The sequence below is a fragment of the Pararhizobium sp. A13 genome (assembly GCF_040126305.1).
In the GTDB taxonomy this organism is placed as follows: Bacteria; Pseudomonadota; Alphaproteobacteria; order Rhizobiales; family Rhizobiaceae; genus Pararhizobium.
In genome coordinates this window covers 805,119-823,505 of the sequence record NZ_CP149510.1, presented here as the reverse complement: position 1 = coordinate 823,505, position 18,387 = coordinate 805,119, and the positions used below count along the sequence as shown (strand labels likewise).

The window sequence follows — 18,387 nt, the reverse complement described above, 5'->3', positions numbered from 1 at the left end:
GCAAACTCCCGTTTCTTGTCTCGAAGGACTATCCGAAGCTGACCGTGCCGAGGCTTCCCGGCGAGGTGATGGCTTTGAGGCCATGGGCCATGTCCTTGATCTTCTGTTGCGTATAAAGGTCGTAATAGGCCTGGTTTTTCCGGCCGATGGCATGTTCCGCACTGAAGCTGCCGTTGAAATCCTGAACGGCGATGGCAAATACCCAGTCGCGCAGCCGCCGCTCGAAATCCTTGTCCGATGCCGAGGCGCTATCCTTCGGCACGACGAGATTGAAATGCACGCCGCCGTCGCCGATATGGCCGAAATCGCAGATCGTCACCTCCGGAAAGGCTTGTCGCATCTCGTCCTTCATTCGGTCGCAGAAGGCCATGATATCACCCCTGCGGAAGGAAAGATCGAAGGCGATCAATTTTCCGGAATGCTTGACCCCCTCGGAAAGCGCATGGCGCAGGACCCACATTTCATGCGCCGGGCCGACGAACGCGTCGGCGAGCGGCGCAACGTCGCTTTCCCAGATTTCCGCCAGCACCGTTTCCAGCACCGCATCCAGTGTCTGCTCGCCCTCGCGTGGTTCCCAGGTCCGGGAGATTTCGGCCAGAATGACGTAGTCGGGCACGTTGCCGCCCTGGAACGGGTTTTTCAGCGACGGCACATGATCGAGTGCTGCCGCGACCGCGTTCTTCGACATGCCCTCGAACGCGGAGAGATAGGCGCCAAGCCTGTCCTCCATCGCGCGCAGCAGCGGCATGACATGTGCGCCGCTTGCCGGCACCAGATAGGCGGTCGCCACCTGCTTTGGAAGCGGCTCGAGGTTCAGCACGCATTCCGTGATGATGCCGAAGGAACCGGAGGTGCCGATGAAGGTCTGCTTCCAGTCGATGCCGGTGTTGTTCTTGCGCAGCTCCGAGGTGAGGTCGAGGATCGTGCCCTCATCGTCCGCCAGCACCACCTTGATGCCGAGCGTATTGCGGCGCACATCGCCATATTTCAGGAATCGTGAGCCGCCGGTGTTGGTCGCGAGCATGCCGCCAAGGCGCGGATCGGCGCCAAGGTCGATCGGAAAGAAAAGTCCGTGTTTCTCGAGCTTCTGATTGACGTCCGAAAGCCGGAGCCCGACGTCTGCCCGCAGCGACCGATTGTCGAGATCGAGATCGAAACGCTGGGTCATGCGGTCGAGGCTGAGCACGGCTTGCGTTCCGCTCGCATCCGGCGTCGAGCCGGAAACGAGGCCGGTATTGCCGGATTGCGGAATGAGCGGAATGCCGTGTTTCACGCAATAGGCGACGGCCGCCGAGACCTCTTCGGTCGTCTGCGGCCGCAGGACGAGTGCGGCCCGGCCTTCGTCATAGCGCGCGCCGGTCTCATAGGCTGCCATGTCACCAGGCTCGGTGACAATGCCTTTGTCGCCGAGAATGCCGGTCAGTGCCGCGATGTGCTCTTGGTCGATCATCGCTTCAGGTTTACTCCGCGGCCTCGGCGGAAGAAAGCATCTGGCGGCAATCGGCAATGGAGGCCTGCTCGATGCCGGCATAGTGCTCGAATTCGTTCAGTACGCTGGCACCAAGATCGAGCTCGAAGCGCTGCTGGTTCGGGCTTGCCACGAATTCCTGCGCGGTATCGTCGCCGAGGTTGGACTGGAAAATGCCGGCGGCGCTGACCGGCAGGAAGTCCTCGTAGACGATCGGATCGAACTGCACGAGACCGTCCGCGATCAGGCTGTCCAGGCTCTTCGAAGCATCGGCCTTGGCCTTGCGGCCTTTGGCCGTCAGCGAATAGGCGAAATAGCCGAGGCCTTCGGCGCGGATGCCGGCCCACGTGTCGGGGAACGGGATGAAGGCGTCTGAGAGCGCCTTTTCATACTCTGCCGCATTCGAGCCGTCGGCAGCCGGACGGACGATCTTGCGGGAGGCGTTCAGGAGTTCGTCGTAGAGTGCGCGACCCTTCGGCGTCAGCGCGATGCCGCGCTGCTCGATTTCGCCGAAGCGGGCGGTGTGCGATCCCGCATGCCAGCTGCCGTCTGCGGCCTGGAAGGAGACCGGCTCTTCGAGCGCCTTGAACGAGGTCTGGCGCAGAAGGATGGCGCATTTGCGGGTCGGCGGGCCCTCGACGATCGCCTTCGGGGCGATGTCATAATCCGGCATGCGCGCCTGGACTGCATCGATATCGAGCGTGCGCGGCGTCAGGTGGTTGATGTGCGGGCCCTTGAACGAGACAACGTCGGCGATCAGCCGGTGCGCGTCGTGCAGGCGGTGGTACATGTCCGGGCTGACATTGGCCTTGTCGTGCCAGCGGAAGGTTTCGAGCGCCTCCGCGACGAAACGCGCGGCATCGGCCTTGTCGAGACCGCCCTCCTTCTCGGCTTTCTCGGTCAGCGCAATGGCGCCAACCGTGAAGATCTCGCGTTTGGACAGGATCTGTTCGGCTTCAGCACGCAGGGTCTCGTCAGCGATCAGGTCGAGCCGCAGCAGCGAGGTAAAGACGCGGAACGGGTTCTTCTTCAGGCTGGCGTCGCCGACCGGGCGGAAGGCTGTCGAGTGGACCGGCACGCCGGCGGTCGAGAGGTCGTAGTACCCGACCGGATGCATGCCCATGACGGCAAAGACGCGGCGCATCATCGACAGTTCGGCAGGTGTGCCGAGCCGGATTGCGCCATGACGCTCCTCGGAGATGCGCTCCAGCGAATCCGTGCCTTCCAAGCGGGCCTGCAGATCGGGGTCGGCGGCGAGCGTTTCGGCGTTCACCTTACCCACCAATTCCATCAATGTGCCATAGGCAGGAACTTCGGTGCGGTACATGGCCGACATCGCGGCTGAAAAGGCCGAGCGGATATCGTCGGTGGATACGAAACTATTCTCTTTCACGGCAGCGCGCCTCGCAGTATTGAACCGATAGGGTCGATCATTCTCATTTCGTATCATATATCGGTCGAATGAGCATTGATTGCGACGGTTCTGACTATGATCATGCGAGGCCGGAATGAAGTTGAGTAGAAGACTGATTCCTGACGTCACGACGCTGCAGGCCTTCGAATGCGCCGCGCGCCACGGCAGCTTCACCCAGGCCGCGGCGGAGCTGAACCTGACACAGAGCGCCGTCAGCCGCCAGATCAAGGACCTCGAAAGCCAGATCGGCGTGCTTTTGTTCGAACGCGTCCGCCAGCGGGTCATCCTCTCCGATGCGGGCCAGAAATTCCTGCCGGAGGTGCGCAGACTGCTGGCGCAATCAGAGGAGCTGATGGTGCGGGCGATGGCCTCGGCGCGCTCGGAATCGACCCTCTCCATCGCCTCGCTGCCGACCTTCGGCAGCCGCTGGCTGACGCCGCGATTACCGGATTTCCTGAAACGGCATCCGGGCACGGTGATCAACATCGCCTCCCGCTCACAGCCCTTCGATTTCGACGAACAGAATTTCGACCTGGCCATCCACTATGGCCAGCCGGTCTGGGCGCACGCGACCTGCAGCTATCTCTGCAGCGAGATCATCGTGCCCGTGGCAAGTCCCGCCCTTTACGAACAGCATCCGATGAAGGAGCCGGGCGAATTGGAAGACAAACCGCTCCTGCATCTCGCCACCCGCCCGAAGATGTGGGCTCAATGGTTCGAGAGCAATGGCGGCGAGATGAAGTCCGCTTATCGCGGCAATCGATTCGACCAGTTTTCCATGGTGATCGAGGCCGCAGCCGCCGGCCTCGGCTTTGCGCTCTTGCCGCGCTATCTGATTGAAAAGGAGCTGGCGGCCGACCGTTTGCGTGTCGTCTTCGACCGGCCGATGCAGACCGAAAACAGCTACTATTTGGTTGTGCCGGAAGGAAAGCTCGAAAATCCGGTCAGTCAGGCCTTTCGTGCCTGGATCACGGCGCAGGTCGGGTGATTGCAAGACCTTGCTGCGTCGCAATTGAAAATGCGGAACCTTTCGGCGCATTGCGCGTTCCGGGCTGGATGAGCGGTGTCGAAGAGACGGTCATAGGGGATTTCACATCATTTGCTGCAAAGGACGACCGCGACAACGGTCCTTCTTTGGCGCGACAGCATGGAATTCGTCCCGAGAATAGGCACCGCTCCTTGCAACACATTGGCACTACGGCTAAAAAATGCCCACTTCTTGCATCACGCAGCCCTGACAGCGAAGCGACTGCCGCCTTCACGACCTTCAAGGCCCTTCCGGGCTGTGCCAAAGCCCACGGTTTCCCGCCTGCACGAGACCTGGCGGCTGACGGTAGAACACAGACGAGCGTTTAGGGTCGTGGCGGCGCAGAGCAAAACATCAGGGCTGCAGCCCATCCGGCACGACGACCACGGCCGGACCCTTCAACACCGCCTGGATCCAGAACCCGTACCTATGAACCTTCAAAATACGCCTTTCACGCCTCCTGGCGAAGCTGAAATCAAGCCGATCGATTATAACGATTCGATCCGGTCGACCTATTTTACGATTGACCAGCTTCATGAATGCGGGGCCGCCTTGGCCCGCGATGGCGTGGAAAGCCTTCCGGGTTTTTTCCCATTCGAGTTCCGTCCGCGTCATCGCGAAAACGAACACGAGATTTTCCGCGTCTACAAGGTGACGGCTGCCGACGTCGAAGCCGGCGCTTCGATTACGCCCGCCGCGGAATGGCTGCTTGACAATCATTATCTGGTTGAAGAGTCGATTCAGGAAGTCCGGCGCGACTTTCCGCGCAAGTTCTATCGCCAACTGCCGACGCTGTCCGTCGCCGGCACGACGATCCCGCGCACCATGGCGCTTGCCTGGCTCTACGTCGCCCACACCCACAGCACGGTGTCGCGCGAAAGCCTGACGGCGATGGTTGCCGGTTTCCAGAATCACGAGACCTTCAAGATCGGCGAGCTTTGGGCGTTGCCGTCCATTCTCCGCTTCGTGCTGATCGAGAACCTGCGCCGCATCGCCATCCGCGTCGACCGTTCGCGTGGCATGCGCAAGAAGGCAAACGACGTCGCCGATCAGATCGTCCGGCTGGGTGAACCCGAGAGGTTCAGGTCGGTTCTCGCGGATGCTCAGCCGCTGACCGCCGACAATACCTTCGTGACCCAGCTTCTCTACCGCCTGCGCGACGGATCGCAGACATCGGGTTACGTGATCACCTGGCTCGAAGAGCAGCTGGAAAAACGCGGCAGCAATGTCGAGGAAGCTCTGGTCGCCGAGCAGAACCGCCTGTCGTCCGGCAATGCGACGATGAGCAACATCATCCGCAGCCTGCGCGAAATCGACGACAATGACTGGGCCGTCTGGTTCGAGAGTGTCAGCAAGCTCGATGACGCGCTCCGGGACGATTCGGATTATTCCCTGCTCGATTTCGGTTCGCGCAACAAGTATCGCAACACCATCGAGCGGCTGGCGCGCCGGTCCGGCTATACCGAACTGGAAGTGACCCAGATCGCCCTGGAGATGGTAAGGGAGCAGGCGGCGGCGCCTGAGGAAATCCCGCATGAGCCGAATGTCGGCGGGTTCCTCGTCGGCAAGCAGCGCCGGCTTCTGGAGCAGAGGATCGGCTACCGTCCGACCGTTCTGCAGAACATCATCCGTGTGAGCCGTAAGCTCGATTGGCTCGCGATTGCCGGTCCCAACATCGTACTGACGATTCTGGCGATGATCGCGGTCTATGTCTTCGTCAGCCCGATGGATATTCCGACGGGTGCAAAGCTGATCATGCTGCTCCTGTTCGCGCTTCCGGCCTCGGAAGGTGCTGCCGGTCTGTTCAACACGCTGGTCACGCTCTGCGTGACGCCGTCGCGCCTGGTTGGATATGAGTTTCTCAACGGGATTCCGCAGGATGCGCGGACCCTCGTCGTCGTGCCCTGCCTGATCTCCAAGCGCGATCACGTCGATGAGCTCGTGCGCAACATCGAGGTGCATTATCTCGCCAATCCGAAGGGTGAGGTCTATTTCGCGCTTCTGAGCGACTGGGCCGACAGCAAGGAGGAGGAAACTGCCGCCGATCTTGACGTGCTCGACTACGCCAAGCGCGAAATCGCGATTTTGAGCGAGCGCTACGCCCATGACGGCCGGACCCGCTTCTACCTCCTGCATCGCCGCCGCCTCTACAACGAGGCGGAGGGCGTCTGGATGGGCTGGGAGCGCAAGCGTGGCAAGCTTCATGAGATGAACCTGCTTCTGCGCGGCGACAGCGACACGAGCTTCCTTGCCGGCGCCAATATCGTTCCGGAAAACGTGCAATACGTCATGACGCTCGATTCCGACACGCGCCTGATGCGCGACGCGGTGACCAAGCTGGTCGGCAAGCTCTACCACCCGATCAACCGCCCGGTCGTCGATCCGGTCACGCAGAAGGTGACTGCAGGCTACAGTATCCTGCAGCCGCGGGTGACGCCGTCGCTGACCACCGGCAACGAAGCTTCGGCGTTCCAGCGGATCTTCTCGGTCAATCGCGGCATCGATCCCTATGTCTTCACCGTCTCCGACGTTTATCAGGACATTGCCGGCGAAGGTACGTTCACCGGCAAGGGCCTCTACCATGTCGACGCCTTCGAGGCAGCGCTGAAGGGCAGGATCGTGGAAAACGCGGTTCTCAGCCATGACCTCCTGGAAGGCTCGCTTGCCAAGTGCGCGCTGGTGACCGATGTCGAACTGGTCGAGGATTTCCCGATCCGCTACGAAGTCGAGATGTCGCGCCAGCATCGCTGGGCGCGCGGCGACTGGCAGCTCCTGCCTTACATGTTCGATCTTTCCAACGGCGTCAGCATGCTCGGCCGCTGGAAGATGTACGACAATCTGCGCCGCTCGCTGATCCCCTGCGCCTGGCTCGTTGCCTCGGTCATGGGCTGGTATTACATGGAGCCGACACAGGCGCTGGTCTGGCAGTTCGTGCTGATCTTCAGCTTGTTCGTCGCGCCGACCCTGTCGCTCATTTCCGGTATCATGCCGCGCCGCAACGATATCGTAGCCCGCGCCCATCTGCATGCTGTTCTCTCGGAAATCCAGGCGGCCAACGCGCAGGTCGCGCTGCGCATCGTCTTCATCGCCCATTCGGCCGCAATGATGGCCGATGCCATCGTGCGCTCCCTCTACCGAACCTTTGTCAGCGGCAAGCTGATGCTCGAGTGGCGCACCGCAGCGCAGGTGCAGAGCTCGGCCAGCGGTACCATCTGGGACTATTATCGTTCGATGTGGACCGCGCCGGCGCTGTCGGTCGTTTCGCTGCTGCTTGCAGCCATCTCCGATACCGGCGTTCCCTTTATCGGCATTCCGTTTGCCCTGCTGTGGGCGTTGTCTCCGGCCATCGCCTGGTTCGTCAGCCAGTCCGCCGAGACCGAAGACCAGCTGGTCGTGCCGGAAAATGTCGTCGAGGAATTGCGCAAGATCGCGCGTCGGACCTGGCTTTATTTCGAGACCTTCGTTACCGCCGAGCAGAACTTCCTGCCGCCGGACAATTTCCAGGAAATCCCGCATCCGGTTCTGGCCGAACGGACCTCGCCAACGAATATCGGCGTCTACCTGCTATCGGTTATGTCGGCTCGCGATTTCGGCTGGATCGGTTTTGAAGAAACCGTGCGGCGCCTGGAGGAGACGGTTGCTACGATCGACCGCATGCCGAAATACCGCGGGCACCTGTTCAACTGGTATACGACGAACCCGCTCGAGACGATGGAACCGAAGTATGTTTCGGCCGTCGACAGCGGCAACCTCGCCGGCCATCTGATCGCCGTGTCCTCGATGTGCCGCGAATGGGCTGAAGCGCCGTCCGCGCATATCCAGGGCAATCTGGACGGTATCGGCGATGTTGCCTCCATTCTGTCCGAAGTGCTGGCCGAATTGCCGGATGACCGCAAGACAGTGCGGCCGCTGCGGCGGCTGATGGAGGAGCGGATCGTCGGTTTCCACAATGCTCTGCAGGCGGTCAAGCGCGAGCATGAATTTGCCTCGATCCGGGTCATCAACCTGGCGGTTCTGGCGCGCGACATCCAGAAGCTCACCGCCAATCTCGACCACGAGGTCAGGAGCGCCCAGAGCGGCGAAGTGACGAAGTGGGCGACCGTTCTGGTCAACACCTGCGAATCCCACATTGCCGACGGCGTTTTCGACCTCGGTGCCATCGAGGTGCTGCGCCAGCGTCTGATCGTCGTGCGCGACCGGGCGCGCGATATCGCATTCTCGATGGACTTCAGCTTCCTCTTCCGTCCGGAACGGCGGCTTCTGTCGATCGGCTACCGCGTCAATTCGAACGAGCTTGACGAAGCCTGCTACGACCTTCTCGCGTCGGAAGCGCGCCTCACCAGCCTGTTTGCCATCGCCAAGGGAGACCTGCCGACGGAACACTGGTACAAGCTCGGCCGTCCGATCGTGCCGATCGGCGCCCGCGGTGCGCTCATCTCCTGGTCGGGCTCGATGTTCGAATATCTGATGCCGCCGCTGGTCATGCAGGAGCCTCAGGGTGGCATCCTGAACCAGACCAACAATCTGATCGTCAAGGAACAGATGAACCACGGCCGCCGCCTCGGCACGCCGTGGGGCATTTCGGAAGCGGCCTTCAATGCCCGCGACCATGAACTGACCTATCAGTACACCAATTTCGGTGTGCCGACGCTCGGCTTGAAGCGTGGCCTCGGCCAGAATGCCGTCATCGCGCCCTATGCCTCGATCCTCGCCAGCATGTACGATCCGAAGGCGGCGCTCGCCAATCTGGAGCGGCTGCGCGGCGTCGGCGCGCTCGGGGCCTATGGTTTCCATGATGCCGTCGACTTCACGCCGACCCGCGTGCCGGAAGGCAAGACCTGCGCGGTGGTGCGCAACTACTATGCCCACCACCACGGCATGTCGATCGCGGCGGTCGCCAACGTCGTCTTCAACGGGCGTCTGCGCGAGTGGTTCCATGCCGATCCGGTCATCGAAGCGGCCGAACTGCTGCTGCAGGAAAAGGCACCGCGCGATATCCCGATCATCAACACCAAGAAGGAACCGGAATCTGTCGGCAAGGGCCCGGAAGACCTGCTCCGCCCGGAAGTCCGGGTCGTCAACAATCCGCTGATCAAGGATCGCGAGACGGTCTTCCTGTCGAACGGCCACTACTCCGTCATGCTGACGGCGACCGGCAGCGGCTATTCCCGCTGGAACGGTCAGACCGTTGCCCGCTGGAATGCCGATCCGAGCGAAGACCGGTCCGGCACGTTTATCTTCCTGCGCGATATGGCGACTGGCGACTGGTGGTCGGCAACTGCCGAACCGCGCCGGGCGGAAGGTGAAAAAGCCATGATCCGCTTCGGCGACGACAAGGCCGAATTCGTCAAGACCGTCGGCGAACTCACCAGCGAGGTCGAATGCATCGTCGCCACCGAGCACGATGCCGAAGGCCGTCGGGTGATCCTTCTCAACAGGGGCTCTGAGGATCGCTTCATCGAGGTGACCTCCTATGCCGAGCCGGTGCTGACAACCGACGATACCGACAGCGCCCATCCGCTCTTTGCCAAGATGTTCCTGCGCACGGAGATCGATCCGAAGGGCGACGTCATCCGCGTCACGCGCAACAAGCGTAGTCCCGGCGACCCGGATATGCAGGTGGCTCACCTGATCGCCGACAATGCCGGCAGCAGCCGTCACACGGAGGCCGAGACGGACAGGCGCCGGTTCATCGGAACGGGCCGCACGCTTGCCGAAGCGCAGGCCTTCGATACCGACGCGAAGCTTTCAGGCACGGACGGCTATACGCTCGACCCGATCGTCTCGCTTCGCCGTATCGTTCGTGTGCCGGCGGGCAAGAAGGTCAGCGTGATCTTCTGGACCATCGCTGCGCCCGGTCGCGAGCAGATCGACAAGGCCGTCGATCGCTATCGCCATCCGGACAGCTTCAATCACGAGATGATCCACGCCTGGACCCGCAGCCAGGTGCAGATGCGCCACGTCGGCGTGACCTCGCAGGAGGCGGCAAGTTTCCAGACGCTTGGCCGCTACCTCACCTATCCCGACATGCAGCTGCGTGCCGATATTGCAACCGTTCAGGCGGGTCTCGCATCGCAATCGTCGCTTTGGCCGCTGGCGATTTCGGGCGACTTCCCGATCTTTGCCGTCCGCATCAACGATGACGTTGACCTCGGCATCGCGCGTGAAGCCCTGAAGGCGCAAGAATATCTGCGCACGCGCGGCGTCACAGCCGATCTCGTCGTTATCAACGAACGGGCCTCGTCCTATGCGCAGGACATGCAGCACACGCTCGATGCGATGTGTGAAAACCTGCGCCTGCGTCTGCCAGATAGCGCCCGGCAGCATATCTTCGCGGTCCGCCGCGACATCATGGAGCCGCAGACGTGGTCGGCGCTGCTGTCGGCGTCGCGTGCCGTTTTCCATGCCCGCAACGGCAAGATCTCGGACCAGATTTCCCGTGCGGAAGCGTTGTTCGCCACGCCTGCCGTCAAGCGGAAAAAGATTGTCCTGCCACTGCTCGCAGCTCCAGCTGCGGATCGTGATGTGGAACCAGCCTCGATCACTGGCGACGGGCTCGACTTCTGGAACGGCTATGGCGGCTTTTCCAAGGACGGCCGTGAATATGTGACGCGCCTGCGCGGCGGCGAAGCGACGCCGCAGCCGTGGATCAACGTCATTTCCAACGAGAGCTTCGGTTTCCATGTGGCGGCGGAAGGCGCTGCCTTCACATGGGCCCGCAATTCGCGCGACTACCAGCTGACGCCCTGGACCAACGATCCGGTGATCAACCGGCCGGGTGAAGCGATCTTCGTGAGAGATATGGACAGCGGTGCGGTGATGTCGCCCTATGCCGCCCTGTCCCGGCGCAAGTCCGTGCTCTTCGAAACGCGGCATGGCCTCGGCTATTCGGTCTTCAAGAGCGTGCAGGACGAGCTGGAGATGGAGGTAAGCCAGGCCGTTCATCGCAAGGCGCCGGTGAAATACTGGCGGATGCGGTTGAAAAATCTCTCCGGCGAGGCCCGAAGCCTGAAGGTCTACGGCTATGCTGAATGGGTGCTCGGCAACAATCGCAGCAAGACGGCGCCCTTCATCCTGTCGCATCTCGACGAGGCAAGCGGCGCGGTGCTGGCCACCAACCCCTACAGCATCGACTATTCCGGCCGCGCCGCTTTCCTGGCGGCGAGCGAAATGCCGGTGGGCTTCACGGCAAGCCGCCGCGAATTCATCGGGCTCGCCGGTAGCATTCATGCGCCGAAAGCGGTGCTTGACGGCAACTCGCTGTCAGGCGCGATCGATGCGGATGGCGATCCTTGTGCGGCGCTCGTTCTCGATGTGGCGCTGGCGCCGGGCGAAAGCCGCGAGCTGACCTTCTACATGGGCGACGCCGACCATGCCGATCAGGCGCTAGAACATCTCGAGACGGCGCGCAGCACGACTTTCGAGGCGGTTCTCGAAGCCTCGAACAGTTTCTGGCAGGACTTCACCGGCATTCTCCAGGTCGATACGCCCGACAAGGCGTTCAACAACATGGTCAATGCCTGGCTGCCCTATCAGAGCCTGGGTTGCCGCCTCCTGGCGCGGTCGGCCTTCTATCAGGCAAGCGGTGCCTTCGGCTTTCGCGACCAGTTGCAGGATACGCTCGCCTTCATCGTGCATCGTCCGGAACTTGCACGCGCGCAGATCCTCAACGCCGCGGCGCGGCAGTTCCCGGAAGGCGATGTGTTGCACTGGTGGCTGCCCGGCAATGGCTCGGGCGTCCGCACCTTGATCTCCGATGACGTAGTCTGGCTTGGTCACGCGGTGCAATATTATTGCAACGTGACCGGTACCAAGGACATTCTCGACGAGCAGATTGCCTTTATCGAGGGCGTGCCCCTTGAACCCGGCCAGCACGACAATTTCTTCCAGCCACTGGTGTCCGAGCGGCGTGCGTCTCTCTATGAGCATTGCGCGCTGGCACTCGATCTGGCGATTGCCCGCAAGGGCGAAAACGGCTTGCCGTTGATCCTTGGCGGCGACTGGAACGACGGCATGAACCGCGTCGGCATCGAAGGGCGCGGCACCAGCGTCTGGCTCGGCTGGTTCCTTGCGGCCACCCTTCGCTCCTTCGTCGAGATCGCACGCGAGCGCGGTGACAGCAAGCGGGTTTCGGCCTGGGAAACGCAACTTACCGGTCTCAAGCAGGCGCTTGAAACGGCCGGCTGGGATGGTGGATACTATCGTCGTGGCAACTACGACAACGGGACGCCGCTCGGCTCCGCCAACAGCAGCGAATGCCGCATCGATTCGATCGCCCAGTCCTGGAGTGTTCTGTCGGGCGAAGGTGATCCGGCTCGCTCGGCGCAGGCCATGGATGCCGTGCTTTCGGAACTGGCGGATGCCGATCACCGGATCATCCGTCTGTTCACGCCGCCGCTCTCCGGAACGGAGCAGGATCCGGGCTACATCAAGGCCTATCCGCCTGGCGTCCGCGAAAATGGTGGACAATATACCCATGCGGCGACGTGGGTCGTGCTGGCACTTGCGGCGCAGAACCGCTCGGAAGACGCCTGGCACGCGTTCGAGATGCTCAATCCGGTCAATCACTCCAGAGATCGCGACAGCGCCGATCACTATCGCGTCGAACCCTATGTGGTCGCCGCCGATATCTATGGCGACGGCGATCTGACCGGACGCGGTGGCTGGACCTGGTATACGGGTTCGGCGGCCTGGCTCTATCGAGCAGCGGTCGAAGGCATCCTCGGCATTCGCAGGCAGGGCGGGACGCTGACTGTTCGCCCGGTCCTGCCGAAAGCCTGGGATGGTTTCTCGGCGACGCTGACCATCGACGGCAAGGTGCATGTAATTTCTGTGACGAAAGATGCGGAAAGCGGCGAGCCGATCGTCAGCGTCAATAAAACTGTCACAAAAAACGCGCATGAAGGCGTTTTGGTGTAGCTTCTGGCGCTTCGTCAGACGTGCAGCCGGCTTTGTACCAGAAGTTGCAAAGCCGGCTTCGTTCTGATTGCCAGCAGTCGTATTGCGTCAAGGGGGCAGGGGGCACTGAACTCGGACGAGAACAATCTGAATGCTTCAAAAACTGCAATTCGAACCGTCTGCCGATGACGGACAGACCGGAACGAAGCGATCCATCCCTCCTGAGCGTGACACCCGCCTCGACGTGTTTCGCGCTCTTTGCCTCATCACCATCTTCGTCAATCATGTGCCGGGGCAATATCTCGAATATCTGACGACGAAGAACTTCGGCTTCTCCGATTCGGCGGAAGCCTTCGTGCTGATTTCGGGGCTTTCGGCCGGGCTTGCCTATGGGCGGAAATTCAAACTCGGCAATCGCCTCGCCCTCAGCCTGAAGATCTGGCGCCGGGCGTTCACGCTCTACGTCGCGCATATCATGACCAGTATCATCACGCTGGCGATCTTTGCCGGCGGGGCGCTCTATTTCGGCCGGCAGGACCTGATCAGCGAGATCAATATCCGACCTCTGGTCGATCATACCGAACAGGGCTTCGTCGCCATGGTCCTGCTGGGTCACCAGTTGGGCTACAACAACATCCTGTCGATGTACGCCGTCGTCTTCCTGCTTTTGCCGGGCATGCTCTGGCTCCATGGCCGCAGCCCCTTGCTGTTGTTCGTGGCATCGGCCACGCTGTGGCTCGCCGCCGGCATCTTCATGATCGTGCCGATCAATTTTCTCGATGAAGGCTACTGGTTCCTCAATCCCTGGTCCTGGCAGTTCCTCTTCGTCATCGGCATGATCTGCATGATGCGCTCGCGCGCCGGCAAGCCGCTGCCGCGCCACCCGCTGCTCATCGCCCTGTCCGCCGGCTATGTCGTTCTGTCGTTCTTCTGGGTCGTGTTCTCCTGGTGGAACATCGATTTCTCCTATGGTCTGCCCGCTGTTCTGACGGGGTTCGACAAGACCTTCCTCTCGCTGACGCGGCTGCTGCACGTCCTGGCGCTTGCCTATCTGCTGGCGGTCTTTCCGGTTTTCAGCCGAATGGCGCGGCTGCGCCTCGATCATCCATTGGTGATGATCGGGCGCCATTCGCTGCCGGTCTTCATTCTCGGCACGATCCTTGCCATGGCGGGCCAGGTGCTTCTGTTCGTCACGGGGCGTGATCCGCTCTGGGGTTCGCTGTTCGTCATCGTCGGCATCGGTCTCCATTTCGCCTATGCGCGCTATCTCGATTGGCTCGGCGGCCTGTCCCGACCTGAGGCCGTGAGGGTCTAACTGGCGCGCCTGCCGTCACTTGCGATCACCACCGGATTTTCCGCCGGGCGAGTTGGCAAGTTGCGCCCTCCTGGCGGTTGCCGCGGCTGGAACGTGGCGACGCGCAGCGCATCCATGATTGTCTCGTAGATTTGCATCCACATGGCCGTATCTCCCTTGCGGCCATTCCATCCTTCTTGCCGATCAGGTTCAAACGAGCTTATCGTGAGGGTCGGATGACTTGGGGTTATGCATGAAACGAGGACGTTTACCCTTGACCGCCCTGCGGAGCTTCGAGGTGGCCGGTAGGCTGCAGAGTTTCACGCTGGCCGCGGCCGAGCTTTATATTTCCCAGGCTGCTGTGAGCCGGCAGGTTCGTGAACTGGAAACCATTCTGGGGCTGGCGCTTTTCGAGCGGCAGCATCGCCGCGTCAGCCTGACCTCTGCCGGCGAGACATTGCTGGCAAACCTGACAAGGGCTTTCGACGACATCGGCGATTGCCTCGACGGATTGCGGCGCCGGGACGCGATCTCCGTCGTCTCGGTCAGCGCGGAACCTTCCTTCGCGTCATGCTGGCTGGTGTTCCATCTTGCCGATTTTCAGAAAGATCACCCGCATATCGACATTCAACTCGACGCAGAGCCTCGTTTGATCGAATTTCGAAGCAACCAAGCAGCCCTTGCTATCCGGCACAGCGTCCAATCGACAAGTTGGTCGAGAACTGAAAGCCAGCACCTTACCGATGTAAGGCTCACGCCGGCTTTCGCGCCCGGGCTGCTGACGCCGGGAACAGCGGTGACCTCGCCAGAAGACCTTCTCCGGTTTCCTCTGCTCCACGAGGAAAATCGCGACCCATGGCGTCACTGGTTCGAAACTGCGGGCGTTGTTGCTGATGTAGAGCGCGGTCCGGTCTATGCGGATGGCGGCCTGATTTTGCAGGCGGTGATGAGCGGGCAAGGCGTAGCCCTCGTCGATGAACTTTTCGCTGTAGAGCACTTTGCCGCAGGCAGGCTCGTTCGGCCTTTCGACATATCCCTGCCCTACGGTGCCTACTGGCTGGTGGCGCGCCGCTTCGACCGCCTTCCACATGCCGCCTCGGCTTTTGTTGGCTGGCTGACGGCAAGCCTGGCCTCATCCACGGATGACGTGCTGGGAGCGGGCGGATCAATTCCCGCATAAAAAATCCCCCCATGGCAACGCCATGAGGGGATATTTGGAAAAGCATTTGCCCGTTAATCAGGCCGCAGCGTGGCTCTTGCGGACGTCCTCGTCCGTGAGGATGCCGCTCGCGCGCAACAGCGATGCAAATCGACCGTTGCTCTGGCTGAGCTCGTTGAAACCGCCCATCTCGACGATCCGGCCGTGATCCATGAAGATCACCAGATCTGCCTCGCGCACCGTCGACAGGCGGTGGGCGATGATGAAGGTCGTACGATCCTTACGCAGATTGTCGATCGCCGTCTTCACTCGGTTTTCGACGTCAAGCGCGCTGGTCGCCTCGTCGAGGACGAGGATCGGCGCGTTCTTGAGGATCGCACGGGCAATGGCGATACGCTGGCGTTCGCCGCCCGAGAGCCGGTTGCCGCGCTCGCCGACCTTGGTGTCGTAGCCGCCCTGACGACCTTCGATGAAGTCGGCTGCTGCTGCTGCTTCGGCCGCTTCCATGATTTCGATCAACGATGCGTCTTCACGGCCAAGGCGGATGTTCTCGCAGATCGACCGGTTAAGGAGGCCCGCGTCCTGGAACACGGTGGCGATCGAGCGGCGCAGCGACTTGCGGGTCACCGTCGAGATGTCGACGCCGTCGACCAGGATCTTGCCGCGTGCCGGCTCATGCACACGCTGCAAGAGGTTGACCAGCGTCGTCTTGCCGGCACCGGTTGGGCCGACGATCGCGATGGTCTGGCCGGCCCTGGCGGTGAACGATACATCGCACAGGCCTTCGTTCGAGTTGGCGAAGTTGAAGGACACGTCGCGGAATTCGACCTCGCCGCGGACATGGTTCAACTCGCCGGCATCGACAGGCTCTTCCCGGTCGCGGACAGAGTCCTCCAGCGTGAAGAAGTCCTCGAGCTTGGCGCGGGCTTCGAAAATCTGCGTGACGAAGGCCTTCATCTGGTCGAGGCGGCCGATCAGCAGGCCGGCAAAGCCGATGAAAGCGATGACGTCGCCGATGCCGAGTTCGCCCTTCTGGACGAGGAAGGTACCGATAACGAGGATCGCCATCATCGAGATGGTCGATGCCATGCGGTTCAGCGCGCTGGCAAGCGCCCACCAGTCGAGGACCGGCAGCTGGGCCGAGATCAGCTTCTGGGTGAAGTTCTTCAGCTCGCGGGTCTCCGCCTCGATGCGGTTGTAGCTGTGCACGACCGAAACGTTGCTGATCGAGTCGGAGACATGCGAAAAGACGGTGTGATAGTGGTCCTCGACGGAGGCCTGGCCTTCCTTGGTGCGTGTCATCACCATCTTGCCGATGACGACGTAGAGAACGCCGAGCACGACGAGGACCAGCGACAGGCGCACATCCATGACAAAGGCCGTCGGCACGAGCAGGACCAGCGCCACGGCAGTCGAAAGATGCTGCCGCATGAATTCGAGCCAAAGGCCGAACAGCGTTTCGCAGGCGCGCAGCAGCGTGTGCAGGGCGTTGGAGGTGCCGCGCTGGCTATGCCAGGACAGCGGCATCGAGATGATGCGGCCGAAGGCTTCCGTGATCAGGGTCGAGCGGCGCGTATGCGCCAGCCGGTCGGCCTCGCGGGCGACCAGCACGAAGGCGATCGTGTTGAAGACGCCGAGACCGGCCCACATCAGGAGCATCGGGGTTACGGTCTGCTTGGAGGAGATCGCGTCGATGATGCGGCCGAACAAAATAGGCTCGGCAATCGTGATGATCGCCAGGACGATGTTGGCGATGACGATCGCGGAGACGCGAAGTTTGTGAACGGCAAGATACTGAAGCGCTCTTGCATAGACCTGGAACAATGACACTGTCTTATCCCTCTTGGGCAGTTGGAATGTGACGCAATGAAAAACATCTCAGCCCTTGCATCGCCGGAAAACGGCTGAAATAGAAAAGAAAAGCCTGGAAAAAGTATTCATTCCCGCATTTGGGGGCTGCAGAATAAAAATTCCAAAACTGATCTTTCCTCATCCTTCCGTCCTATTCTTTTCACCAAAGTTCATCTTTTGGCTTCGCCGAGCAAACTTGGTTATGATAAACCTTCAAGGTGAGTGGAAGAGTCCGGACGCCTCGAAGTTGATTATTCATAGCTTGCTATTTTTCGCGCCTTGCGGCTCACCGGCGACGCGGTGTTAGGTGATTTTACGACTGACATTGGGGATTATTGCGATTGCAACATGAATGGGTGCTGAACAGGACATTCATGTTGCGCTGCGATATAAACGGTCACAGGCCGGAATGGATTTTTTGAAGGGGCATTCATGAATATTACATTGCTGGTACAGTTTCTGGCGCTCATAGACGAGATGAAGAGCAGGGACGAAATCGTTCAGGAATTCGAGCGGGTTCTGGACCGCTACGGCTTCGACTTTTACGGCGTCGTCCGCCAGCCGAAGCCGAACGAAAATCCGCTGAGCCTGCTGTTGACCGGACGCTGGCCGGATGGCTGGCCACAGATCTACATCAAGAAGAAATTTGTCATCATCGATCCGACGATCCGCTTTCTCGGCCATGCGCAGCGCGGCTTCCGCTGGAGGGAGACGCTGGTTGCCTTCCGCTCCGATCCACACCGCAAGCGCATGGAGCGCATGATGGTCGAGGCACGCGGCTACGGCCTCCACGACGGGTACATTTTTCCCGTCCACGGGCGCCGCGGACTGCTCGGCAATTTGTCGGTCGGCGGCCGCGTGGTCGATCTCAGCCCGGTCGAGATGAGCCTGTTCGACGGCATTGCCAAGAAGGTCTTCTGGCGGCTTCTGGAGCTGACGGATCCCACGGTTCTCGCTGAAATGGTCTCCAGCGTCGATGTCCAGATGACTCGCCGCGAAATGGAGGCCTTGAACTATCTGGCCGACGGGCTGACCTCGAACGAGATCAGCCGGATCCTCGACATCTCCAACCATACGGTCGACTGGTACATGAACGGCATCCAGGAAAAACTACGCGCGAAAAACCGCCATCACGCGGTTGCCCTGTCCTTCCGTCTGGGATTGATTTCCTGACGGAAATGAACACCCTCATGCCGACTATGAAATTGAACTTCACGTCATGAACCGCTAATAATCCTTTTCGCGGTGCAGCATGACCGCGTCCAAGTCTTGAGGA

The 18,387-nt window shown here is 61.1% G+C and carries 8 protein-coding genes; 5 read left to right on the top strand and 3 right to left on the bottom strand.

The features are described from left to right. Positions 1 to 28: 28 nt before the first annotated feature. On the bottom strand, positions 29 to 1,450 hold the full coding sequence (locus tag WI754_RS03890; protein WP_349436339.1) for an FAD-binding oxidoreductase: 1,422 nt from the start codon (positions 1,448 to 1,450) through the stop codon (positions 29 to 31). 10 nt (positions 1,451 to 1,460) lie between these two features. Further along, on the bottom strand, positions 1,461 to 2,861 hold the full coding sequence (locus WI754_RS03885; protein WP_349436337.1) for a VOC family protein: 1,401 nt from the start codon (positions 2,859 to 2,861) through the stop codon (positions 1,461 to 1,463). A 115-nt stretch (positions 2,862 to 2,976) separates the two neighbouring features. Between WI754_RS03885 and WI754_RS03880 the strand changes: the two genes are divergently transcribed. The 4 genes from WI754_RS03880 (at position 2,977) to WI754_RS03865 (ending at position 15,281) form a co-directional block, all read left to right on the top strand. Further along, positions 2,977 to 3,870 (top strand): LysR family transcriptional regulator, encoded by an 894-nt coding sequence (locus WI754_RS03880; protein WP_349436335.1) that lies wholly within the window; start codon positions 2,977 to 2,979, stop codon positions 3,868 to 3,870. A 468-nt stretch (positions 3,871 to 4,338) separates the two neighbouring features. Then, positions 4,339 to 12,828: a glucoamylase family protein gene (locus WI754_RS03875; RefSeq protein ID WP_349436333.1), complete on the top strand. Its 8,490-nt coding sequence runs from the start codon at positions 4,339 to 4,341 to the stop codon at positions 12,826 to 12,828. A gap of 130 nt (positions 12,829 to 12,958) precedes the next feature. Continuing rightward, positions 12,959 to 14,122 (top strand): OpgC domain-containing protein, encoded by a 1,164-nt coding sequence (gene opgC, locus WI754_RS03870; RefSeq protein WP_349436331.1) that lies wholly within the window; start codon positions 12,959 to 12,961, stop codon positions 14,120 to 14,122. 232 nt (positions 14,123 to 14,354) lie between these two features. Further along, complete coding sequence (locus WI754_RS03865) at positions 14,355 to 15,281, top strand: LysR substrate-binding domain-containing protein (RefSeq protein ID WP_349436329.1); 927 nt, start codon at positions 14,355 to 14,357, stop codon at positions 15,279 to 15,281. Positions 15,282 to 15,338: 57 nt separating this feature from the next. On the opposite strand, the gene WI754_RS03860 is transcribed toward WI754_RS03865, so the two are convergent. Next, positions 15,339 to 17,090 carry a glucan ABC transporter ATP-binding protein/ permease gene (locus WI754_RS03860; RefSeq protein ID WP_349436327.1) on the bottom strand — a complete coding sequence of 584 codons (1,752 nt, stop codon included), beginning with the start codon at positions 17,088 to 17,090 and terminating at the stop codon, positions 15,339 to 15,341. A 453-nt stretch (positions 17,091 to 17,543) separates the two neighbouring features. Here WI754_RS03860 and WI754_RS03855 point away from each other — a divergent pair, with 453 nt between their 5' ends. Further along, complete coding sequence (locus WI754_RS03855; RefSeq protein ID WP_349436325.1) at positions 17,544 to 18,284, top strand: autoinducer binding domain-containing protein; 741 nt, start codon at positions 17,544 to 17,546, stop codon at positions 18,282 to 18,284. Positions 18,285 to 18,387 lie beyond the last annotated feature (103 nt).

Excerpts from the sequence above, each read along its gene's own strand:
- WI754_RS03855 (WP_349436325.1), top strand. The coding sequence starts at position 17,544 with ATGAATATTACATTGCTGGTACAGTTTCTGGCGCTCATAGACGAGATG.
- WI754_RS03865 (WP_349436329.1), top strand. The coding sequence starts at position 14,355 with ATGAAACGAGGACGTTTACCCTTGACCGCCCTGCGGAGCTTCGAGGTG.
- WI754_RS03875 (WP_349436333.1), top strand. The coding sequence starts at position 4,339 with ATGAACCTTCAAAATACGCCTTTCACGCCTCCTGGCGAAGCTGAAATC.
- WI754_RS03890 (WP_349436339.1), bottom strand. The coding sequence starts at position 1,450 with ATGATCGACCAAGAGCACATCGCGGCACTGACCGGCATTCTCGGCGAC.
- WI754_RS03880 (WP_349436335.1), top strand. The coding sequence starts at position 2,977 with ATGAAGTTGAGTAGAAGACTGATTCCTGACGTCACGACGCTGCAGGCC.
- opgC (WP_349436331.1), top strand. The coding sequence starts at position 12,959 with ATGCTTCAAAAACTGCAATTCGAACCGTCTGCCGATGACGGACAGACC.